Below are 17,829 nucleotides of genomic sequence, written 5' to 3' on the forward strand. Positions count from 1 at the left end.
GGACGGCGACGCGGGACGGCGACGGGCGGAGGGACGGGCGACGTGGGACGGGGCCGGCGTGCGACTGCGGACGGGCAGGGCCGTGAGGTGCGAGGGCGGAAGGGCGAGGCGGAAGTGCAAGCGGACTCCGGGAGGCGGCAAGTCATGGGCGACCTACGCACAGTGATGGCCTAGATCTTGGCACTCCTCGACGCTCCGGCGCCTGTCGAGCAGACGGCGGCGCCGCAAGGTTATGACTATCCGGCCTACAGCGTGCTGGCCGGAGTGGCCGTGGGGCCTGGGCCGGCCGGTAGCCGGGTGGGTATGCGGCGGCTGTCCCGCCGGCGGCCACTGATCACTCTGCTGATCACGATGCTGGCCTTCGCGTTCGAGACCACGTTTCTGGCGTGGCTGGTCCACTCGGTGGCGGTGCCGGGGCGCGGGCTGTCGCCGGTGATTCACGGCGCCACGCTGGTGATGATCGGCGCGACCGTGCTGATCGAGGCGTTCCGGCTGGTCAACGTCGTGACGTTGTGCCTTGCCACGCTCTGGGCCCGGGATCCGCAGCCGATGCTGCCGGACACCGGGCTGCGGGTGGCCTTCCTGACCACCATCGTGCCGAGCAAGGAACCGCTCGAGATGGTCGAGAACACCCTGCGCGCGGCCCGCCGGGTGCGCCACCCGGGCACGTACGACGTCTGGCTCCTGGACGAGGGCGACGACGACGCGGTCAAGGCCATGTGCAAGCGGATCGGCGTACGCCACTTCTCGCGCAAGGGCGTCGCCGGGTACAACACCGCGGCCGGCGCGTTCAAGGCGCGCACCAAGCACGGCAACTACAACTCGTGGGTGGACCGGCACGGCGACGCATACGACGTCTTCGTCTCGGTCGACCCCGACCACGTGCCGCTGCCCAACTTCTGTGAGCGGCTGCTCGGCTACTTCCACGACGAGGATGTCGCGTTCGTGGTCGGGCCGCAGGTCTACGGCAACTACGACAACGTCGTCACCCGCTGGGCCGAGTCGCAGCAGTACCTGTTCCACTCGTTGCTCCAGCGGGCCGGCAACAAGCACGGGATCGCGATGCTCGTCGGCACCAACAACGCCGTACGCATCAAGGCTTTGAAATCGATCGGCGGGTTGCAGGACTCGATCACCGAGGACATGGCGACCAGCCTGGCGATGCACGCGGCGCGGAACCCGGCGACCAGCAACCGGTGGCGCTCGGTCTACACCCCGGACGTGCTGGCCGTCGGCGAGGGGCCGTCGTCCTGGACCGACTACTTCAGCCAGCAGCACCGCTGGTCGCGCGGCACCGACGAGGTGGTGGTCACCCAGTTCGCCCGGATGGCCTGGCGGCTCGGCTTCCGCCGCGCGCTGCATTACGGGCTGCTGATGTCCTACTACCCGATGACCGCGCTGGCCTGGCTGCTCGGCGCGCTCAACGCGACCTGCTACCTCGCGCTGGGCGCGGTGGGCGTGCAGGTTCCGCACGAGGTCTGGCTGATGCTGTACGTGGACGCCGCGCTGTTCCAGGTCGGCCTCTACATGTTCAACCGCCGGCACAACGTCAGCCCGCACGAGGTGGCCGGCTCGTCGGGTCTGGCCGGCATGCTCGCCTCGACGCTGTGCGCGCCCATCTACGTGGCCTCCTACGTGGCCGCGGTGCTGCGCCGCCGGGCCGGTTTCGTGGTGACCCCCAAGGGCGACGCCACCAGCCCGGACCGCCTGCACACGTTCCGGCACGGGCTGAGCTGGGCGGCCGTCTACGCCGTGCTGCTGGCCGCCGCCCTGGTCGGCGGCCACGTCGACGGAACCATGTGGCTCTGGCCCGCCCTGAACCTGGCCATCTGCCTGACGCCCACGCTGATCTGGGCCGGCACCAACTGGATAGGCACGAGAAGGACGTACGCATGAATACTCGCCCCCGCCCGACCCTCGCCCGCCGGCTGGTGACGCTGCTGGCCTCCGGGGTGGTGCTGGCCGTCGTGGCGGTGGCGAACCGCCCGATGGTCGCCGCCGCCAACGAGGCCTACCACGAGTTCACCATCAACCGGGTCGCCTACAAGCAGAAGTACGGTCACTGGTCGCGGGTGCCGGTGCCGCCGAAGTTCCGGGTGAACGCGATCCACGCCGCGCTGCTGAACACCGGCAAGGTGCTGATCATCGCGGGCAGCGGCAACAACCGGGACGCGTTCGAGGCCGGCACGTTCCGAACCCTGCTGTTCGACCCGGTCGCCAACACGTTCGCCACCGTGCCCACGCCCACCGACGTGTTCTGCGCCGGGCACACATTCCTGCCCAACGGCAACCTGCTGGTCGCCGGCGGGACGAAGGCGTACGAGGTCCTGGAAAAGAATGTCACCAACGCGGCCGGCGTGATGAAGCTCAAGAACGAGTCGCCGGACGGCGGCACCCGCACCTTCCCGAAGGGCACCCGGCTGCTCTCCGAGAAGGGCACGGCCTATCTCACCCGGGCCGAGGTGAAGCTGCCCGCCGCCACCGCCATGCAGCACGGCACCGAGATGCGCATCCACGCGTCCGAGGTCGAGGTGTGGGTGGACGCCGAGAAGCCCGGCAACGGCCCGGTCGTCAAGGAGCCGGCACAGTACCGGGTGGCGGGGCTGACCGGCAACGACAAGCGCAACATCTACGGCCTCTCCGACAAGATCACCAGAGAGAAGCAGGAGTACGGCGGGGACCGCACCACCTACGAGTTCGACCCGGCCACCGAACGCTACGTGCGCGTCGGCGACCTGGTGAAGCACCGCTGGTACCCGACCCTTACCGAGATGCCCGGCGGCGACGTGCTCGCGGTGTCCGGCCTCGACGAGTTCGGCCGGCTGATCCCCGGCGACAACGAGCGCTACGACGTCGACAAGCAGGAGTGGACGGCCGAGCCCCGGCTCAAGCGGCAGTTCCCGACCTACCCGGCGTTCCACACCATGGACGACGGCCGGGTCTTCTACTCCGGGTCCAACTCCGGGTACGGCTCCGACAGGATCGGCCGTACGCCGGGCATCTGGGACCTGACCGACAACACCTTCACCGAGGTGTCCGGCCTGCCCGACCCGCAGATGACTGAGACCAGTTCGTCGGTCCTGCTGCCGCCGGCCCAGGAGCAGCAGGTGATGATCTTCGGTGGTGGAAAGGTGGGCGAGTCCCCGGTGTCCACCGCGCGCACCGCGATCGTCGACCTCAACCACCCGCGGCCGGCCTACCAGCGCGGTCCCGACCTGCCGGCGCCGGCCCGCTACCTGAGCACGGTGGTGCTGCCGGACGACTCGGTGTTCACCACCGGCGGCTCGTCCGGCTACCGCGGCGGCCCGTACCGGGGCGAGACCCGCAGCGACCTGTTCAACTCGCAGTTCTTCCGGCCCGGCACCGCCAAGTTCGAGAAGGCCGCCGACTCCACGGTGGGCCGCAACTACCACTCCGAGGCGATCCTGCTGCCCGACGGCCGGGTGGTCACCCTGGGCAGCGACCCGCTCTACGACGAGACCGGCCGCAACCCGGGCACGTTCGAGCAGCGGATCGAGGTCTTCAGCCCGCCGTACCTGTTCCGCGGCAAGCGGCCCACCATCGTGGACGGCCCGCGGATCATGAGCCGGGGCGGCACCGCGACGTTCGCGGTCCAGCACAGCCGGGCCATCGCCACCGCGCGGCTGATCCGGCCCAGCGCGGTGACCCACGTGCTCGACGTCGACCAGCGCTCGATCGCGCTGGACGTGACGAACGGCCCGCACGGCGCCACGGTGACCGTGCCGCAGCGCCGCGGCCTGGTGCCGGCCGGCTGGTACATGCTGTTCCTGTCCGACGGGCGCGGCGTCCCGTCGAAGGCACGCTGGGTGCAGGTGGTCTGAGTGGCCCGCAAGCGTCGCCGGGTCGTCCTGCTCGGCATCGTCGCCGGGGTGGCCGTGCTGGGCATCGCGGCCGGCGTCGGGCTGTCCGCCGCGACCGACCAGGATCCGCTGCCGGTGCCGGCCCGCGAGGAGCCGCCGGTTGCGGAGCACGACGGTCGGCTGCCGGGCAAGGCCCTGTACGTCGACCCGGCCGGCGCGGCCGCCGCCCAGGTGCAGACCTGGGAGGCCGAGGGCCGGATGAACGACGCCGCCCTGATCCGGCGGATCGCGGGCGAGCCGGCCGCGACCTGGTTCACCGACGAACTGCCCGGGTACGCCGACCGGGCCCGGCAACTGGCCGACGCCGCGGACCGGGCCGGTCAGGTGCCGGTGCTGACGCTCTATCACATCCCGGACCGGGACTGCTCGGGTCACTCGGCCGGCGGCGCCGCGGACGGCAGCGCGTACCGCCAATGGGTTTCTGATCTTGCTTTGGCTCTGCAGGGTTATCGGGCCGTGGTGGTGCTCGAGCCGGACGCGGTCGCCCAGGCGGTCAAGGGGTGCCTCAGCAAGGCGGCGACGGTCGAACGGTTCGCGCTGCTCACCTACGCGGTCGAGGTGCTGCGCGCGAATCCGGGCGTGCTGGTCTATCTGGACGGCGGCAACCCGTCGTGGATCCGCAGCGCTGCCCGGATGGCCACCGCGCTGCGCCGGGCCGGGATCGGCAAGGCCAACGGCTTCGCGCTGAACGTGGCGAACTTCGAGACCACCGCCGCCAACATCAGGTACGGCACCGCGGTGTCCCGCCACCTCGGCGGCGCCCACTTCGTGATCGACACCAGCCGCAACGGCAACGGACCGGCGAAGATCGGCGCGGGCGACACGCACTGGTGCAATCCGCGCGGGCGCCGCCTCGGCGAGGCACCGACCACCGAGACGGGGCACCCGCTGGTGGACGCGTTCCTGTGGGTGAAGCGCCCGGGCGAATCGGACGGTGCCTGCGGCGACGACGCGCCGGCGGCGGGCGAGTGGTGGCCGGAGTACGCGCTGGAACTGGCCGGCTGAGCGTCAGCCCCGGCGCCGGTCCGCGGCCCGGGCGTTGTCCATCCAGGTCTGGTCGCGGGTGGCCGGTTCCACGCAGACGAGGTCGCCCGGTACGGCCGCCCGCCACACGAAGCCGGTGCGGCACGCATCCGAGCCGGGTTCGCGGCGGGCCTCGGCCTGGGCGTTGTCCCGCAGCACGGCGGCGCGGGTCTCCGGGGTGACGCACACGCGGTCGTCCGGGGTGATCTCGCGCCAGACGAACCCGTCGGCGCAGGCGTCGTCCGGCGGCGCGGTCGGCGCGCTGGGCTCCGCGGCCGGCGAGTGTGCCGCCGGCGTGGGCGGCGTGGTGGGTCCGGGCGCCGAGGTCGCCGACGGTCCCATCGGCCGGTCCCGGGGACGCTCCGGCCACCGGGCCGGCTGATTCGCCGGCTCCCGCGCGGGCTGCGCCGCCGAGGGCGCGGACGAGGCGGGGGCTGCCGGGGTGGTCGGTGCCTCGTCGTCGGTGATGACCGCGACGATCACCGCACTCGACGAGGCGATGACCGCGGCGAGAACGGCGCCGAGAAACTGCGTCCGCGCCGCGCTGTTGGCGTCGGGTGGCAAACCAACTCCTCACTCGTGGACCTCACGAGTGTTACCCAACGCCCGGTATGTCCGAATCCTTTCGGCCCCGCTTTCACCCGTGCGAGGGCCGGAACTCCACCAGCGACCGCGACCCGGCCGGCACCACCCCGGCCGGCCGCAGCCCCGCCGTTGCGGCCAGCTCGCTGAGCTGTCCGAGGTTGCGCTCGCGGCCCCGCACGTAGCAGAGCATCCGCAGGTCGCCCTCGGTGTCGGCGGCCCCGACGTGGTCGCAGACGAGAACCCGGCCGCCCGCCTCGGCACACCGCCGCAGGATGCGCCCGGCGTGCTCGTCGTCCCAGTCGTGCAGGATGCCGGAGAGCAGATAACCGCCCGCACCGGCCGGCAGCTCGTCGAAGAAGGAACCGGCCCGCGCGCTCGCCCGGCCGGTGAGTCCCGCGGTCGCGATGGCCTGCTCCGCGCGGGCCACCGGACCGGCCAGATCGAGCACCGTCCCGCGCAGCCCGCGGTGCGCCCGCAGGATGGCGATCAGCAGGCTGCCGTCCCCGCCACCCACGTCCACGACGTGGCCGAGCCCGCCCCACGGATAGGCGGCGGCGACCGCGGGCGCGTCCGCCAGCAGCCGCCCACCCATCAGCGCGTCGAACGAGGCGGCCCGCCCGGCGTCGGCCGCCAGGTCGTCCCAGTAGGCGACGCCGTACCGGCGCGGGAAGGCCGGCTCCCCGGTCCGCACGGTGTGCAGAAGCTCGACGAAACAGAGGTCGGCGTGCCCGATGGCCCCGTCGAGGTCGAGCCAGGCCCGCAGCCCACCCGGGTCGTCGTCGCGCAGTTGCGCCCCGAGCCCGGTCAGCCGGTAGCCGTCAGCACCGTCCCGGTCGAGCACGCGCGCCGTCGCCAGGTGCTCCATCAGCCGCCCGAGCGCGTCCGGCTCGGCGCCCACCACCGGAGCGAGCCCTTCGGCCGTACGCAGCCCGGCCGCGATGTGATCGGCCAGCCGCAGCGTGGCCGCCACCCGGATGGCCATCGGCGTCACCAGATCCGCCGCCGCCCACAGCCCACCGCTCTCCGTCACGGCACTCTCCTCACGCCGGCCGGCCATCGCCCCGGGCAATAATCGGATCAAAGCTTCCCAAGGTCCCGCAAGCGGTCAAAAACGATCTTGTCAATCTCGCCGAACCGACCTGCAGATCGACGCTCAGCTCCTCGCGGATCTCCCGGGCCAGCGTCTGCAGATCATCCTCGCCCTTCTCGCGTTTACCGCCGGGCAGGTAATACAGGCAACGCCCCCGCGATCGGGTACTGAGGATGCGACCGCCGTCAATACGGATCCAGGCGACCTTGTCGATCAACCGGGGTCGAAGATCTTCGTCGAGGTCGGTTGTCCCGCCGGGAACTGCCTGGTCGGGAGGGACTTTGTCCCGGCTCGGGCGGGACACCCCGCGGTTATGGTGGCACCGTGGGTCGATGGGCGGCATGGGTGACGGCAGGTCTCACCCTGGTGGCCACCGCCGCGTCAGTCGCCCTCGGTGCGGCCAACGGCGCCGACCCGGGCACCAAGTCCTACCTCATCTTCGTCACCAGCTGCGCCGTCGCGGGTGGCCTGGTGGCCGGCGCCCGGCCCGGCAACGCCCTCGGCTGGGCGCTTCTCGGCAGCGCGTTCTCCTTTGCGCTTCTCGAGGTCTGTGGCGAGTACGCCGTCCTCGCCGCGGTGCCGGCCGCCGCCTGGCCGGAGACCTGGCTCTGGGTGCCGGCCAACCTCGGTGTGGCGCTGGTCCCGCTGCTCTTTCCGGACGGGCGGCTGCCCGGACGCCGCTGGTGGTGGCTGGTCGGTCCGCTCGGCGTCGCCGCCACGGCCGCCGCGGTGCTCGGTGCGCTGCGGCCGGGACCACCGGGGCAGGTGCGCGCCGGCGGCCCGCCCAATCCGCTCGGCATCGACGGACTCGCCGGTCCGGCCGACGCGGTGGCCGCCGTGTTCACCGTCGCGGCCGGGCTCACCTTCGTCGCCGGTGCCGTCGCCGTGCTGGTGCGCCCCGAGGAGCGCCCCCGCACCAAGTGGGTCGCCTGGGCCGGTGCCATCGCCGCGGCTGTCGTGCTGGCCCGGCTCATCGCCGGTCTCACCGACGCCGATCCCGGGTCACCCTGGCCGCGCCAGTCACTCCTTTGGGAGTACGCCGGAGCGCTGGCCCTCAGTCTGCTGCCCGCGGCCGTAACCGTGGCGGTGCTCCGGCACCGGCTCTACGACGTCGACCTGCTGATCGCCCGCACGCTGCTCTGGGGCATCATGTCGGCCGCTCTGGTCGGCGGTTACGTGCTGCTGGTCGCCTACCTGGGTGCGCTGGCCGGGCGGGAGTCCAGCATGGGCGTCTCGGTGCTGGCGGCGGCCGTGGTGGCGGTGGCTTTCGCGCCGCTGCGGGAGCGAGTGCAAAAAGCAATAACCATTTTCTGGTACGGGCGGCGCGAGGAGCCTTACGCGGTGCTCGCCCGGCTGGGGCGCCGGCTGGAGCAGGCCGTGGCACCGCTGCCCGCGATCGCCGAGACGGTCGCCGAGGCGCTGCGCGCCGACCACGTCGCGATCGAGGTGCCCGGCGGCGACCCGGTCGCGGTCGGCACCGGGACGGCCGCCGCCACGGTGGCGGTGCCGCTCACGTACCGCGGCGAGAACGTGGGGACGCTGCGGGTGCAGGGCCGGTTCGACGCCCGGCTGCTCGACGACATCGGGCCGCAGGTCGGGGTGGCGGTGCACGCCGCGCGGCTGTCGTATGACCTGCAGCGGTCCCGGGAGCGGCTGGTGATGGCCCGCGAGGAGGAACGCCGCCGGCTGCGCCGCGACCTGCACGACGGGCTCGGGCCGACGCTCGCCGCGCTGACCATGCGGGCCGAGGCGGCGCAGGAACTGGCGGACGGCAGCCAGGTGAAGGAGCTGCTCGGCCGGGTGGTGGACGACGCCGAGGCCGCGGTGCGCGACGTGCGGCGGCTGGTGGACGGGCTGCGGCCGGCGGCGCTGGACAGTCTCGGCCTGGTCGGCGCGCTGCAGGCACATCTCGCGGGCCTGCCCGGCGGCGGTCCCCTGATCCGGGTGCTGGCGCCGCCGGAACTGCCTGCCCTGCCGGCGGCCACCGAGGTGGCGGCGTACCGGATCGCGGTCGAGGCGGTGACCAACGTGCGCCGGCATGCCGCCGCGACCGAGGCGACCGTACGCCTGGAGGTCGGTGCCGGCCGGCTGACCGTGGACGTGTCCGACGACGGCTGCGGTGCCCGGGGCGTCTCCGCCGGGGTGGGCCTGACGTCGATGCGGGAGCGGGCCGGCGAGTTGGGCGGCACGGTGACCGTGGACAGCGGCCCGGCCGGCACCCGGGTCCGCGCGGAACTGCCGGCGGAGGCCTGATGGAACCGATCCGGACGCTGATCGTCGACGACCACGCCGCCTTCCGCGACGGCCTGCGCGCGCTGCTGGCCGCCGCCCCCGACATCGAGGTGGTCGACGAGGCCGCCACCGGCGAGCAGGCCGTGGCCCTGGCCGCCGCGGCGCACCCCGACGTGGTCCTGCTCGACCTGACCATGCCCGGAATGGGCGGGATAGCCACCACGGAACGCCTGCTGGCCGCCATGCCGCACATCCGGGTCCTGATCCTGAGCATGGCCGACGACGACGATTCCATCTTCGCGGCGATGCGGGCCGGCGCGCGCGGCTACGTGCTCAAGGGCGCCCGCAAGGCCGAGTTGCTGCGAGCGATCCGCGCGGTGGCCGCGGGCGAGGCCATCTTCGGGGCCCCGCTCGCCGTACGGCTGATGGGTTTTTTCGCCGGCCTGGACCGAAGGCAGGAAGCCTTCCCCGAACTCAGCGACCGCGAACGCCAGGTGCTCACGCTGGTGGCCCAGCACCTGACGAACCCGCAGATCGCGGAACGCCTGGCGCTGAGCCAGAAAACCGTGCGCAACCACGTGTCCAGCATCTTCACGAAGCTGCGCGTGGCCGACCGGGCCCAGGCCATCATGCGGGCCCGGGAGGCCGGCCTCTAACGCAGGACCCGCACCGCGGTGGGCGCCAGCGCCCCCAGGATGAGCACCGCCCCGAGCGCCTGCACCGCCGCCGGCTGATCGGCGACGAGGAACGGCAACGCCAGCCCGCCGACCAGCAGGACCGGCTGCCACCAGCGGGCCAGGCCGGCCCGGACCAGCGCGACGGTCAGCCCGATGAGGACCGGGTGCAGCAGGAAGGCGGGCAGCAGGAACCCGTAGACAAAGCCGCCGTACGCCGCGGCCTGCCCGGTGACCGCCACGGCCTGCGCGTCCGGGATGGTCTCGGCCAGCGCGAGGTCGTAGAAGTCCATCATCAGCAGCCCCGACCCGTTGACCGCCGCCAGCACCCCCACGATGGCCGCACCGACGGCCAGCCGGGGCATGCGGTCGTAAAGCAGGTACGCCATGCCGAGCACCACGGCGACGATCAGGACGGCGCTGTAGTGCAGCAGGACGGCGCTGATCTGGACGAGGGTGGCGTGCTCCCGGAAGACGGCGGGTTCGTGCGTCTCACCGGGCGGCGAGGTGACGAAGCCGCCGAAGTGCATGAGCGGCCAGGCAATGAGCGCGGCCCCGGCGAGCCGGCGCCAGGTCCGCGCGGGGTTCGCAGTGTTCGTGGTTGCGATCGTGGTGGTCATGCCGCTCACTGCACCGCCGCACCGTCCCGGCCCGCGCCCCCGGAAGTCCCACTCCCCCGGGATTCTTGTCCCGCCGGCCGTCACGCTTCACCCGCCCGCACCCCACCCACCCACGACCCACGACGGCAGGCGGCAGGCCGAGAGCCGCGGACATATCCGATATGTGACCTTAACCGGGCGTCAGCGCGTTCGCCCGGACCAGATCTGCTGTTGCCCGGGAACGGGTGCTAACCGAACGTGAGGATGGGCTTTACTACCTTGCCGGCCAGGGCGTCCTGGGCGGCGGTCTCGATGTCGGCGAACGGGTATTCGGCGATCAGCTTTTCCAGCGGCAGGCGGCCGGACCGGTGGAGGTCGATCAGGCGCGGGATGAAGTCGGACGGGGTGGCGTCGCCCTCGATGACGCCGCGGATGGTGATGCCGTTGACCATGGTGGCCATCACGTTGAAGTCGGCTCGGCCGCCGATGCCCAGCAGGGCCAGCGTGCCCCGGCGGCGCAGCGCGGACAGCGCCTGGCCGATGACGTCGGCGCGGCCGGTGGTGTCGATCGCGTAGTGGATGCCGCGGGCGGTGAGTTCGGTGGTCGCGGTGGCACCTAGTTCTTCGGCCAGGACGCGGCGGGACTCGACGGGGTCCACGGCGATCACCGTGCAGCCCTCGCTCACCGCGGCCATCACGGCGCTCAAGCCCACGCTGCCGGCGCCCAGGACGGCCACCGTGCTGCCGGGTTCGGGGCGCAGCACGTTGAGGATCGTGCCGGCGCCGGTCTGGACGCTGCACCCCAGCGGGGCGGCCAGCGCCGGGGGCAGGCCGGCGGGGATGCGCACGGTGTTGGTCTGGTACGCGAGCGCGTGAGTGGCGAAGCTGGACTGGCCGAAGAAGTTGCCGAAGACCGTGGTGCTGCCGCGGGTGAGCGGGCTGCTGCCGTCGGCCCGGGTCCCGCGGGTGTTCAGGTCACTGTTCAGGCAGTAGGCGGGCCGGCCCGTCACGCACAGGTCGCAGGTGCCGCAACTGCGGTAGCTCAGGCACACCGCGTCGCCCGGTGCGAAGCCGGTGATCGCGTCGCCGACCGCTGCCACCACGCCCGCGCCCTCGTGGCCGAACACCATCGGGCACCGCTCGGGACGCCAGCCGCGGCGCATGGTCAGGTCGGTGTGGCAGATTCCGGCGGCTGTCACGCGTACCAGGATCTCGTCTTGCCTTGGATCTTGAATCTCGACGTCGTGGATCGTGAAGGGCCCGCCGGGTTGTTCGACCAGAGCCGCCTGGATGCGCACGAGGTCAGGCCCGCCGCAGGACGAAGTAGTAGTGCCGGCCGTCGTCCAGCACGCCCTTGCCGTTCATGACACCGAGCAGGGTGTCCGCGTCGACCCACTTGAAGTGGTCGAGCACCGGCTGCCCGTCGTAGACCATCGTGGCCGTCGACTCGCCGCGGAACTCGACCATCCAGAGCGAGGCCCCGCCCTTGGCCGCCTCGGTGTTGGCGTACAGCTCACCCTGCGCGTCCCGGCAGAGCAGCGGTACTACCTCGGCCTGCGACGTGAAGGTCTTGCCGTACCACCGCATCGCGGCGAGCCGCCCCTCGAACCGGTGTCCGCTCACGAACTCGCTGCCGGCCCACGTGCCCACCAACTCGTCGGTGCGCACCGGCTCGAGGGCCGCCCACCACTCGTCCAGTTCGTCGATCGTCACCTTGCCGCCCGCCGCCCGAACAGCGGCGAAGCGGGCCCGTGCCTCGGTCCTGTCCATCAGATATGTCTAGTGCGGTCTCCACGAATGTTCACGGGGTTGACCCCGGCAATTTGTGGATCCTCGTCCACTGGGGTGGGCGAGCGACTTCCCACCAGGGGTGTGGGGCGGGCCTGCGCCGGCCGAGGGACCCGTGCGCTGCCGGTGGTCGGCGGTGGGGCCCGGCGGCGGTGTTTGGTGTCGGCCGGCACAACTCCTGGAACCCCGCCGCGGGAGCGTCACCGCGCCGGCGCCGCCACGCGTTGACCTCCCACACGCAGGCCCAGACATCACCGGCCGCGCGCAGCAGGCCGAAACACCGCTTTTGTTGGCCGCGGGTCAGTCGTAGGCCGATCCGGGCGGTGCGATGCACCGCCCGACCGGCACCAGCTGAACGACATCTAGGCATGTAGCTAGTACGGCGCGGCCCGGTCGACGCCGGCAACCTGTCACAGCATTAGCAGTGCGGCGAGGATTCACGGGTGTGACATTGTCGGCCCGGCTGGTGGTGCCCGCCGTGGACATCGCCTGTTCGGCTGATTCGGGGCCCGTCCGGCCGGTAAAATTCGGGCTGATTCTGCGACCCCGCGGGAATAGTCACCCGTTCGGGGTGGAAACAGTTAATCAAACCAGTGCCACGCTACGGGCACCGCCAGAACCATCAGCAAAAGGATGCGATTCCATTGACCAGCGAGCTCAGGACCGCGCCGATCTTTTCCCGCACCGGCGGCGAGGGCGGCAACTTCCGGTAGCGCACGCCGGGCCCGGGGCCCGCAAGCCCCGGGCCGGCTGCTCAGGAGGCCAGCGCGCTGGCGGCCAGGCCGACGAGCAGGGCGGACAGCAACAGCGAAATCGTCAGCAGACCACTGGGCGGCAGGGCCTCGGTGAGTGCGGTCGGTGCCGCCAGGAAATTGCGGAACACGCTCCCGCCCTCACCACCAGGGCCACGGCTTTCCGGCGACTCTCGCATTTGGATCTCCACAGTTGACAAGCCGGCAATGGAGCACCGTCAGGATGGGTCGCCGAAGGGCGAGATCACAATGGGTACCCCCCGGTAACTACCCACTGGCATATTCACCGTGATCCCCGTCGCGCGGCCATCATCCGCTCGGGTGACATGTCCTTGATGACCCTTTTGGCATAATAGATGCCTCACGAGAGCCGAGAACGCGATCGTGGCCCGGGGGGCGGTTCTCAACATGGTCAAGAAACCTGGTCGAGTGCTGCCGGCACTCGTCAACTTCACCGCGCTGACGGTCGGGATCACCGCCGGCGTCGCACAGCTCGCCGACTTCTCGGACGGCGTGGGGCAGATCCTGCTGACCGTCGTCGGCATCGCCTGCCTTCTCTTCCTGGTCGTCCGCTTCACCCTGCTGTACTACGTACGGCGGGCCGCCCAGCTCCGGCTGGACGCGGACCAGGCCGACCGGCGGGCCATCACCCTCGAGGTGGGCCACCAGCGGTACGTCGACGCGATCGCCCGGATCATCGACCAGGAAGGCATGATCTACGCCGAGCGCCTCGTCCTCACCGTCACGATCGGCACCGACGACGCCGGCGACCGGATCGAGGAGAGCCGGCACACCACGCCGAACCCGCGGGTGACGCAACGCGCGATCTTCCCGATCGTGTCGGACAGCGGCGACCGGCTGGTCAGCCTCGAGGAGATCGACTTCAAGGCGACGCTCACCGGGATCGCCGGCACCATCACGTCGCTGCCGCTCACCCGCAACCACCGCCCCCGGGTCTGGCTCGTCTTCGACCCGGGCCGCACCGAGCCCTTCCACTGGGTCATCACCTATCGGCCGGCCGGGCTGTGGGCACCGCTGCGCCACGAGGGCTTCGACCGTCTGGTGTGGACCGACCGGCTCCCGGCCGACAGCGGCGGCAGCTCGGTGCTGAGCGACCTCGTGGTCAAGTTCGTGTTCCCGGACACCGACGGCAATCCCCCGCACGTCACCGAACTCCGCAGCTTCGGGCAGTTCGCGAAGCCCCGCCGGCTGGACGGCGGTGCCGGCTGGCTGATCGAGTGGCGCGATGCCACCCCCGCGGGCCGGCGCTACGAGTGGCGGCTGGCGCAGACACCACACCCCGGCGACCGGGCCGTGACCGCCGAACAACCCGTGGTGCCGGCGCAGCGCCGACGGTTCTGGGCTCGCCTCGGCCGGTAAGTCGCCGCACTTCCGGTCTCCCGGCTTCGTCACCGGCGATGCATTTCCGGTGCAGGACTGATGAACGGACGCTGCAACGCTGCGTGGACGCGATTCCTGCGACCCGAAAGGGAAAGGACGGTCCCGCATGTTCCGACCTCAATCAACCGCACGGGCCCGGTGGGTCGTCGGCGCCGTGGCGCTGCTCGCGCTGCTGGGCGGCGGCCTGGTCGTCGCTTTGCCGGCCCAGGCCGCGACGGCCGTCACGGACAGTTTCGAGGGCAACGCGTACGACCGGTGGACCGTGGCGGGGGTCCGCGGCTTCAGCTTTGTCGAGCTACAGAACCATTCGCGCGCCCGGACCGGAATCAACCTCGCCCGGCTGGGTGCGTATCCGTCGTCCGAGCACGCCGCCCGGATGTACCGCTCGGTGACCGTGGACAATCCGGGCGGCTGCTGTGGCGCGGATTGCTCCGGTGAGGCGTACGTGTATCGGCCCCGGCTCGCGCTGATCTCGCCGGACGGGACGATAACGGAGTCACGGCCGGAGAAGCCGAAGGTGACGCTGCAGATCCGTGCGGGTGGTCCCAGCGGGCCGAACATCAGCGGGTCCTCCTACGACCTCGAACCCAACATGAGCGACTACGGGTGGGCCGTGTTCGCGCGGTTCCCGTACCAGGCCGGCCCGTTCACCGTCGACATCTCCGTGCGCTCGGGGGACGTCTTCGTCGACGACGTGACCGTCCAGTGCTTCCGCAGAATCCCGTAGCCGGCCGAAAGGACGTACTCCCATGTTCCGAGCTCGCTGGGCCGCCGCCGCGACCGTCGTGCTGACCCTGACGGGCGCCGGTCTGGTGGTTGCCACCCCGGCACACGCCGTGCCTTTTCCGCTGACCGACGACTTCGAGGGCGACCCCGCGAGCCGGTGGGTTGCGGACGCTGTCGCCGGCAAGACGTCGGTGCGACTGGGCAACCACAACCTCGCCCGCAGCCCCTCGAAGGCCGCCACTCTGGACGCCGGGGGCATCCCCACGTCCACGTCCGCGCGGATCTATCGCACGGTGACCCCCGACATCACCACTCCCCTGCCGGTCAGCTGCAGCATCTCGCTGCACACCCGCCGGATCCGGATCCTGCCGCCGTTGCCGGATCCGGTGAGCGTCGAGGTCTACGTGAAGATCCGCTCGGGCGGGCCCACCGGGCGGATCACGCTGGCGCGGACGAAGGTCGTCTCCGCCACGGTCTGGGAGCGGTGGGACGTCGGCACGATGTCGTACCCGTCGAGCGCCTTCACCATCGAGATGGCCACCTACTACGGCGTCGTCCTGATCGACGACGTCAGCTTCAGCTGCATCGGCTTTCCGTAACGCCGCCAGAACGCGGACTACCAGCCTCCCGGGGCCGTACGTCCAGGGAGACTGGTAGTCCGAGTTCGTGCTTACAGGTTGGACAGGCAGGCCAGGAAGACGGGAATGGTGTCGAAGTTGAAAGACAGCACGGGTGGGGTGTATCCACCAGGCATGGTCATGACCGCATCGAGGTGGCCGATGTAGGTGTTGAGCCGGCAATCGGTGGAGGCGCGCACCGGGATCGCGGTCGTGTTGGGCCGCACCTTCGAGTCGATGCTGTCGGGAAGAATTCTGTTTCCGATGAAGAGAGCTCCGGTGACTGCGATTTCGCGGACCTGCGAGTCGCAGTAGCCCACTCCGTCAAAGGCGATTCGCTCGAAAGTGAGTGGCCCTACGGCGGTGACTTCTATCGTCGGAAGCCTTGTCTCGATGCGGCATATGATGACCTCGGGTCGATTGGGGATGTTGGTCATGACGGTGCGGCGGGCGGTAAACGTCTGGACGACCGTGCCATCGGCAAGGGTTTTGATCTGCACGCCGTCCGTGGCGGTCGCCGCGACCGATTTCACCGGACCGGCAAGTGCCGGCGTGGCCGCACCGACCGAAACCAGAATGGCAGCAGCCACTGCGGTCAACGCCGCTGCCCGTCGTGCCGCTCGTATCAACATACGTTTCTCCCCTCATCGGAACACCTCGCCATCAGCAAGGCCTCAGCTGGATCCGAACGTAGGTCGGGCGACGTCGAAAGCCATCCGTAGAACTACTGCATTCGCTACCTAACTAATTGGTCGTTTCGGCGTAGGAGGAGGCCAGGATCAGGTAGCTGGCCGCTGTCCAGGTGTACGCGCGGTCCCGCAGGCCGGCTCCCGTTTCCGCGTCGAAGTTCTCGGCGAAGCCGGATTTTTCGCAGAGCTGGCGGAAGCGTTGGCTGATCTCGTCGGCCAAGGTCTCGTGGCCGGCCCGGCGCAGGCCGTCCTCGATCAGGACGGTGGCGGGGGCCCAGATCGGGCCCCGCCAATAGCCGTCCGCGGCGTAGTGCGGGGACGACACCGGCTCGGTGGCCAGGCCGTGCGAGGTCAGGTGGGCGGTCAGGTCCTCGACCAGGCGGGCTCGGACCTCGGCCGGCAGGGCCGGGCCCAGCACGATCGGCATCAGGGCCAGCAGGCTGGTGCTGTGGCTCGGCCGGCCGGTGGTGGCGCTGCGGGCCACGAAGCGGGTGCCGTCCCAGAGTTCGTTGAGCAGCGCGGTCCGGATCTGGGTGGCCGTCTCGTGCCAGGAGGCGGCGTGGCCCAGTTCGGTGGCGAGGTCGGCCAGTTCGTCCAGCTGCAGGGTGAGGAACGCGGCCAGGTCGGAGGTTTCCAGCAGGCGGATGTCGTCGAAGGTGGTGGCGTTGTCCCAGCCGCTGTCGTTGCCGTGCTGGTAGTGCGGGAGGTGGTGGCCGGGCGCCCGGCGATGGTCCAGCCAGAACGTGGTCCACCGGGCCAGCCGGTCGTAGGTCTGCTCGAGGTCGGCGCGGGTCGGCGGCCGGGACAGCAGGCGGCGGAGCCGGCCGAACGCCCAGCCGTGGATCGGCGGCTTGACGAAGTTGTGCAGGATCTCGGAGTGGGCTATCGAGTCGGGCAGCGCACCGGCCGGGTCCTGGTGGTCGAACGGCAGCTGGAACTGGTGCCAGGCCAGGCCGGGGTCGCCCGCCGCGAGGGCCAGCGCGTTGAAGCAGTGGTCCCAGCTCCACACCTTGTCCATCCAGTGCTTCGACATCAGCACGGCGGGCCGGGCGAGAAAGCCGCCGGGATCGACGGTGGCCGACCAGAGCACGTACGCGGCCAGTTCGGCGGCCGGGGTGCGGGCGCTGCGCCAGGGGGCCACCGCGTCGGCGAACGCGGTGAACCCGGCCCGGGTGTTTTCGGCGACCTGGTCGAACGTCGCCGTGCTGCGGTAGGGCTGACGGGCGGTCGCGTACTCCTCGATGGCGATCTCCCAGTCCGCGTCGCCGGGCAGGTCGAGATGCCGCTCCCCGGCGCCGAGCCGTTCGATGCCGGCCGTGCCCGCGACACCGGGCGTCAGCACGGTGACCCGGTAGCGACGGCCGGTTTCGTACGAGGTGAACACGTAGGTCTCACCGACCGGGTCGCGATAGAGATACGTGCCGCGGAACGGGGTGAGCTCCGCACCGGCCGCCGCGATCCGCAGGCCCAGACCGCGGCCGCGCAGACGGATCGTGCCGGCGTCCTGGTAGGCCAGCTCGATCAGCCCGCCGTCGTGGCGCCATCGCAGGCGGGCCGGTTCCGCGCTGATCACCGGTTCCACCCGGACGCCGTTCCGCCGGGTCTCGAAACGCAGCACCGCGTGCATGCCGGTCTGGTGCGACACCAGGTGCAGGTCGTCGGCCAGGGTTCGTTCCGCGATGACCGGCGAGATGTCGAACCAGGATCCGCGGCAGCTGAACGGGATATCGCGGACGGAGAAGGTGGAGCCCGGGGACATGTGGCCCTTTCAG

The 17,829-nt window shown here is 71.1% G+C and carries 17 protein-coding genes; 8 read left to right on the forward strand and 9 right to left on the reverse strand.

The annotated features are described in order from the left end of the window. The first annotated feature begins 177 nt into the window (after positions 1-177). The 3 genes from Ari01nite_RS47255 to Ari01nite_RS47265 are packed head-to-tail and all read left to right on the forward strand — an operon-like array spanning position 178 to position 4,886. Positions 178-1,896 carry a glycosyltransferase family 2 protein gene (locus Ari01nite_RS47255; protein ID WP_239163642.1) on the forward strand — a complete coding sequence of 573 codons (1,719 nt, stop codon included), beginning with the start codon at positions 178-180 and terminating at the stop codon, positions 1,894-1,896. Continuing rightward, on the forward strand, positions 1,893-3,842 hold the full coding sequence (glxA, locus tag Ari01nite_RS47260; protein WP_203791049.1) for a radical copper oxidase GlxA: 1,950 nt from the start codon (positions 1,893-1,895) through the stop codon (positions 3,840-3,842). Before Ari01nite_RS47255 ends, glxA begins: the two co-directional genes overlap by 4 nt. Continuing rightward, positions 3,843-4,886, forward strand: a complete 1,044-nt coding sequence (locus Ari01nite_RS47265) for a glycoside hydrolase family 6 protein (RefSeq protein WP_239163643.1) — start codon at positions 3,843-3,845, stop codon at positions 4,884-4,886. It begins immediately after the preceding gene. Between the two features lie 3 nt (positions 4,887-4,889). On the opposite strand, the gene Ari01nite_RS47270 is transcribed toward Ari01nite_RS47265, so the two are convergent. The 3 genes from Ari01nite_RS47270 to Ari01nite_RS51775 all read right to left on the reverse strand — a co-directional run bounded on the left by Ari01nite_RS47270 (position 4,890) and on the right by Ari01nite_RS51775 (position 6,796). After that, on the reverse strand, positions 4,890-5,468 hold the full coding sequence (locus Ari01nite_RS47270) for a hypothetical protein (protein WP_203791050.1): 579 nt from the start codon (positions 5,466-5,468) through the stop codon (positions 4,890-4,892). 73 nt (positions 5,469-5,541) lie between these two features. Further along, a complete protein-coding gene (locus tag Ari01nite_RS47275) occupies positions 5,542-6,519 on the reverse strand; it encodes a methyltransferase (RefSeq protein ID WP_239163644.1) in 978 nt (325 codons plus the stop codon). Between the two features lie 10 nt (positions 6,520-6,529). Continuing rightward, entirely contained in the window at positions 6,530-6,796 is a 267-nt protein-coding gene (locus Ari01nite_RS51775; protein WP_438872307.1) for an NUDIX hydrolase, read from the reverse strand. Between the two features lie 128 nt (positions 6,797-6,924). On the opposite strand from Ari01nite_RS51775, the gene Ari01nite_RS47285 reads away from it, so the two are divergent. Continuing rightward, positions 6,925-8,832 (forward strand): sensor histidine kinase, encoded by a 1,908-nt coding sequence (locus Ari01nite_RS47285; RefSeq protein WP_203791056.1) that lies wholly within the window; start codon positions 6,925-6,927, stop codon positions 8,830-8,832. After that, positions 8,832-9,467 (forward strand): response regulator, encoded by a 636-nt coding sequence (locus tag Ari01nite_RS47290; protein WP_203791058.1) that lies wholly within the window; start codon positions 8,832-8,834, stop codon positions 9,465-9,467. Before Ari01nite_RS47285 ends, Ari01nite_RS47290 begins: the two co-directional genes overlap by 1 nt. On the opposite strand, the gene Ari01nite_RS47295 is transcribed toward Ari01nite_RS47290, so the two are convergent. From Ari01nite_RS47295 to Ari01nite_RS51205, 4 genes are all read right to left on the reverse strand, one after another. Next, positions 9,464-10,105: a hypothetical protein gene (locus tag Ari01nite_RS47295; protein ID WP_203791060.1), complete on the reverse strand. Its 642-nt coding sequence runs from the start codon at positions 10,103-10,105 to the stop codon at positions 9,464-9,466. The genes Ari01nite_RS47290 and Ari01nite_RS47295 overlap by 4 nt on opposite strands. A gap of 227 nt (positions 10,106-10,332) precedes the next feature. Beyond that, positions 10,333-11,382 (reverse strand): NAD(P)-dependent alcohol dehydrogenase, encoded by a 1,050-nt coding sequence (locus Ari01nite_RS47300; RefSeq protein WP_203791062.1) that lies wholly within the window; start codon positions 11,380-11,382, stop codon positions 10,333-10,335. A 4-nt stretch (positions 11,383-11,386) separates the two neighbouring features. Then, on the reverse strand, positions 11,387-11,854 hold the full coding sequence (locus tag Ari01nite_RS47305) for a DUF4334 domain-containing protein (protein WP_203791064.1): 468 nt from the start codon (positions 11,852-11,854) through the stop codon (positions 11,387-11,389). A gap of 772 nt (positions 11,855-12,626) precedes the next feature. Beyond that, positions 12,627-12,755 carry a hypothetical protein gene (locus Ari01nite_RS51205; RefSeq protein ID WP_275410953.1) on the reverse strand — a complete coding sequence of 43 codons (129 nt, stop codon included), beginning with the start codon at positions 12,753-12,755 and terminating at the stop codon, positions 12,627-12,629. 277 nt (positions 12,756-13,032) lie between these two features. Between Ari01nite_RS51205 and Ari01nite_RS47310 the strand changes: the two genes are divergently transcribed. From Ari01nite_RS47310 to Ari01nite_RS47320, 3 genes are all read left to right on the forward strand, one after another. Then, entirely contained in the window at positions 13,033-14,004 is a 972-nt protein-coding gene (locus Ari01nite_RS47310; RefSeq protein WP_203791066.1) for a hypothetical protein, read from the forward strand. Between the two features lie 127 nt (positions 14,005-14,131). Continuing rightward, the gene (locus tag Ari01nite_RS47315; RefSeq protein ID WP_203791068.1) at positions 14,132-14,752 is read left to right on the forward strand and encodes a hypothetical protein; all 621 of its coding nucleotides are present in this window, start codon (positions 14,132-14,134) and stop codon (positions 14,750-14,752) included. A 22-nt stretch (positions 14,753-14,774) separates the two neighbouring features. Further along, positions 14,775-15,350 (forward strand): hypothetical protein, encoded by a 576-nt coding sequence (locus Ari01nite_RS47320; protein WP_203791070.1) that lies wholly within the window; start codon positions 14,775-14,777, stop codon positions 15,348-15,350. Positions 15,351-15,421: 71 nt separating this feature from the next. Here the strand turns inward: Ari01nite_RS47320 and Ari01nite_RS47325 are convergent, their stop codons facing one another. Both Ari01nite_RS47325 and Ari01nite_RS47330 read right to left on the reverse strand, forming a co-directional pair. Further along, complete coding sequence (locus Ari01nite_RS47325) at positions 15,422-15,967, reverse strand: hypothetical protein (protein WP_203791072.1); 546 nt, start codon at positions 15,965-15,967, stop codon at positions 15,422-15,424. 145 nt (positions 15,968-16,112) lie between these two features. Then, positions 16,113-17,816, reverse strand: coding sequence for an amylo-alpha-1,6-glucosidase (locus Ari01nite_RS47330; RefSeq protein ID WP_203791074.1), 1,704 nt, complete (start codon positions 17,814-17,816; stop codon positions 16,113-16,115). Between the last annotated feature and the right edge of the window lie 13 nt (positions 17,817-17,829).

The organism is Paractinoplanes rishiriensis (assembly GCF_016862375.1).
GTDB classification, from domain to species: Bacteria; Actinomycetota; Actinomycetes; order Mycobacteriales; family Micromonosporaceae; genus Actinoplanes; species Actinoplanes rishiriensis.

Bases quoted from the DNA above. Each gene is read 5' to 3' on its own strand.
- Ari01nite_RS47320 (WP_203791070.1), top strand. From the start codon at position 14,775: ATGTTCCGAGCTCGCTGGGCCGCCGCCGCGACCGTCGTGCTGACCCTG.
- glxA (WP_203791049.1), top strand. From the start codon at position 1,893: ATGAATACTCGCCCCCGCCCGACCCTCGCCCGCCGGCTGGTGACGCTG.
- Ari01nite_RS47290 (WP_203791058.1), top strand. From the start codon at position 8,832: ATGGAACCGATCCGGACGCTGATCGTCGACGACCACGCCGCCTTCCGC.
- Ari01nite_RS47330 (WP_203791074.1), bottom strand. From the start codon at position 17,816: ATGTCCCCGGGCTCCACCTTCTCCGTCCGCGATATCCCGTTCAGCTGC.
- Ari01nite_RS47305 (WP_203791064.1), bottom strand. From the start codon at position 11,854: ATGGACAGGACCGAGGCACGGGCCCGCTTCGCCGCTGTTCGGGCGGCG.
- Ari01nite_RS47315 (WP_203791068.1), top strand. From the start codon at position 14,132: ATGTTCCGACCTCAATCAACCGCACGGGCCCGGTGGGTCGTCGGCGCC.
- Ari01nite_RS47310 (WP_203791066.1), top strand. From the start codon at position 13,033: ATGGTCAAGAAACCTGGTCGAGTGCTGCCGGCACTCGTCAACTTCACC.
- Ari01nite_RS47295 (WP_203791060.1), bottom strand. From the start codon at position 10,105: ATGACCACCACGATCGCAACCACGAACACTGCGAACCCCGCGCGGACC.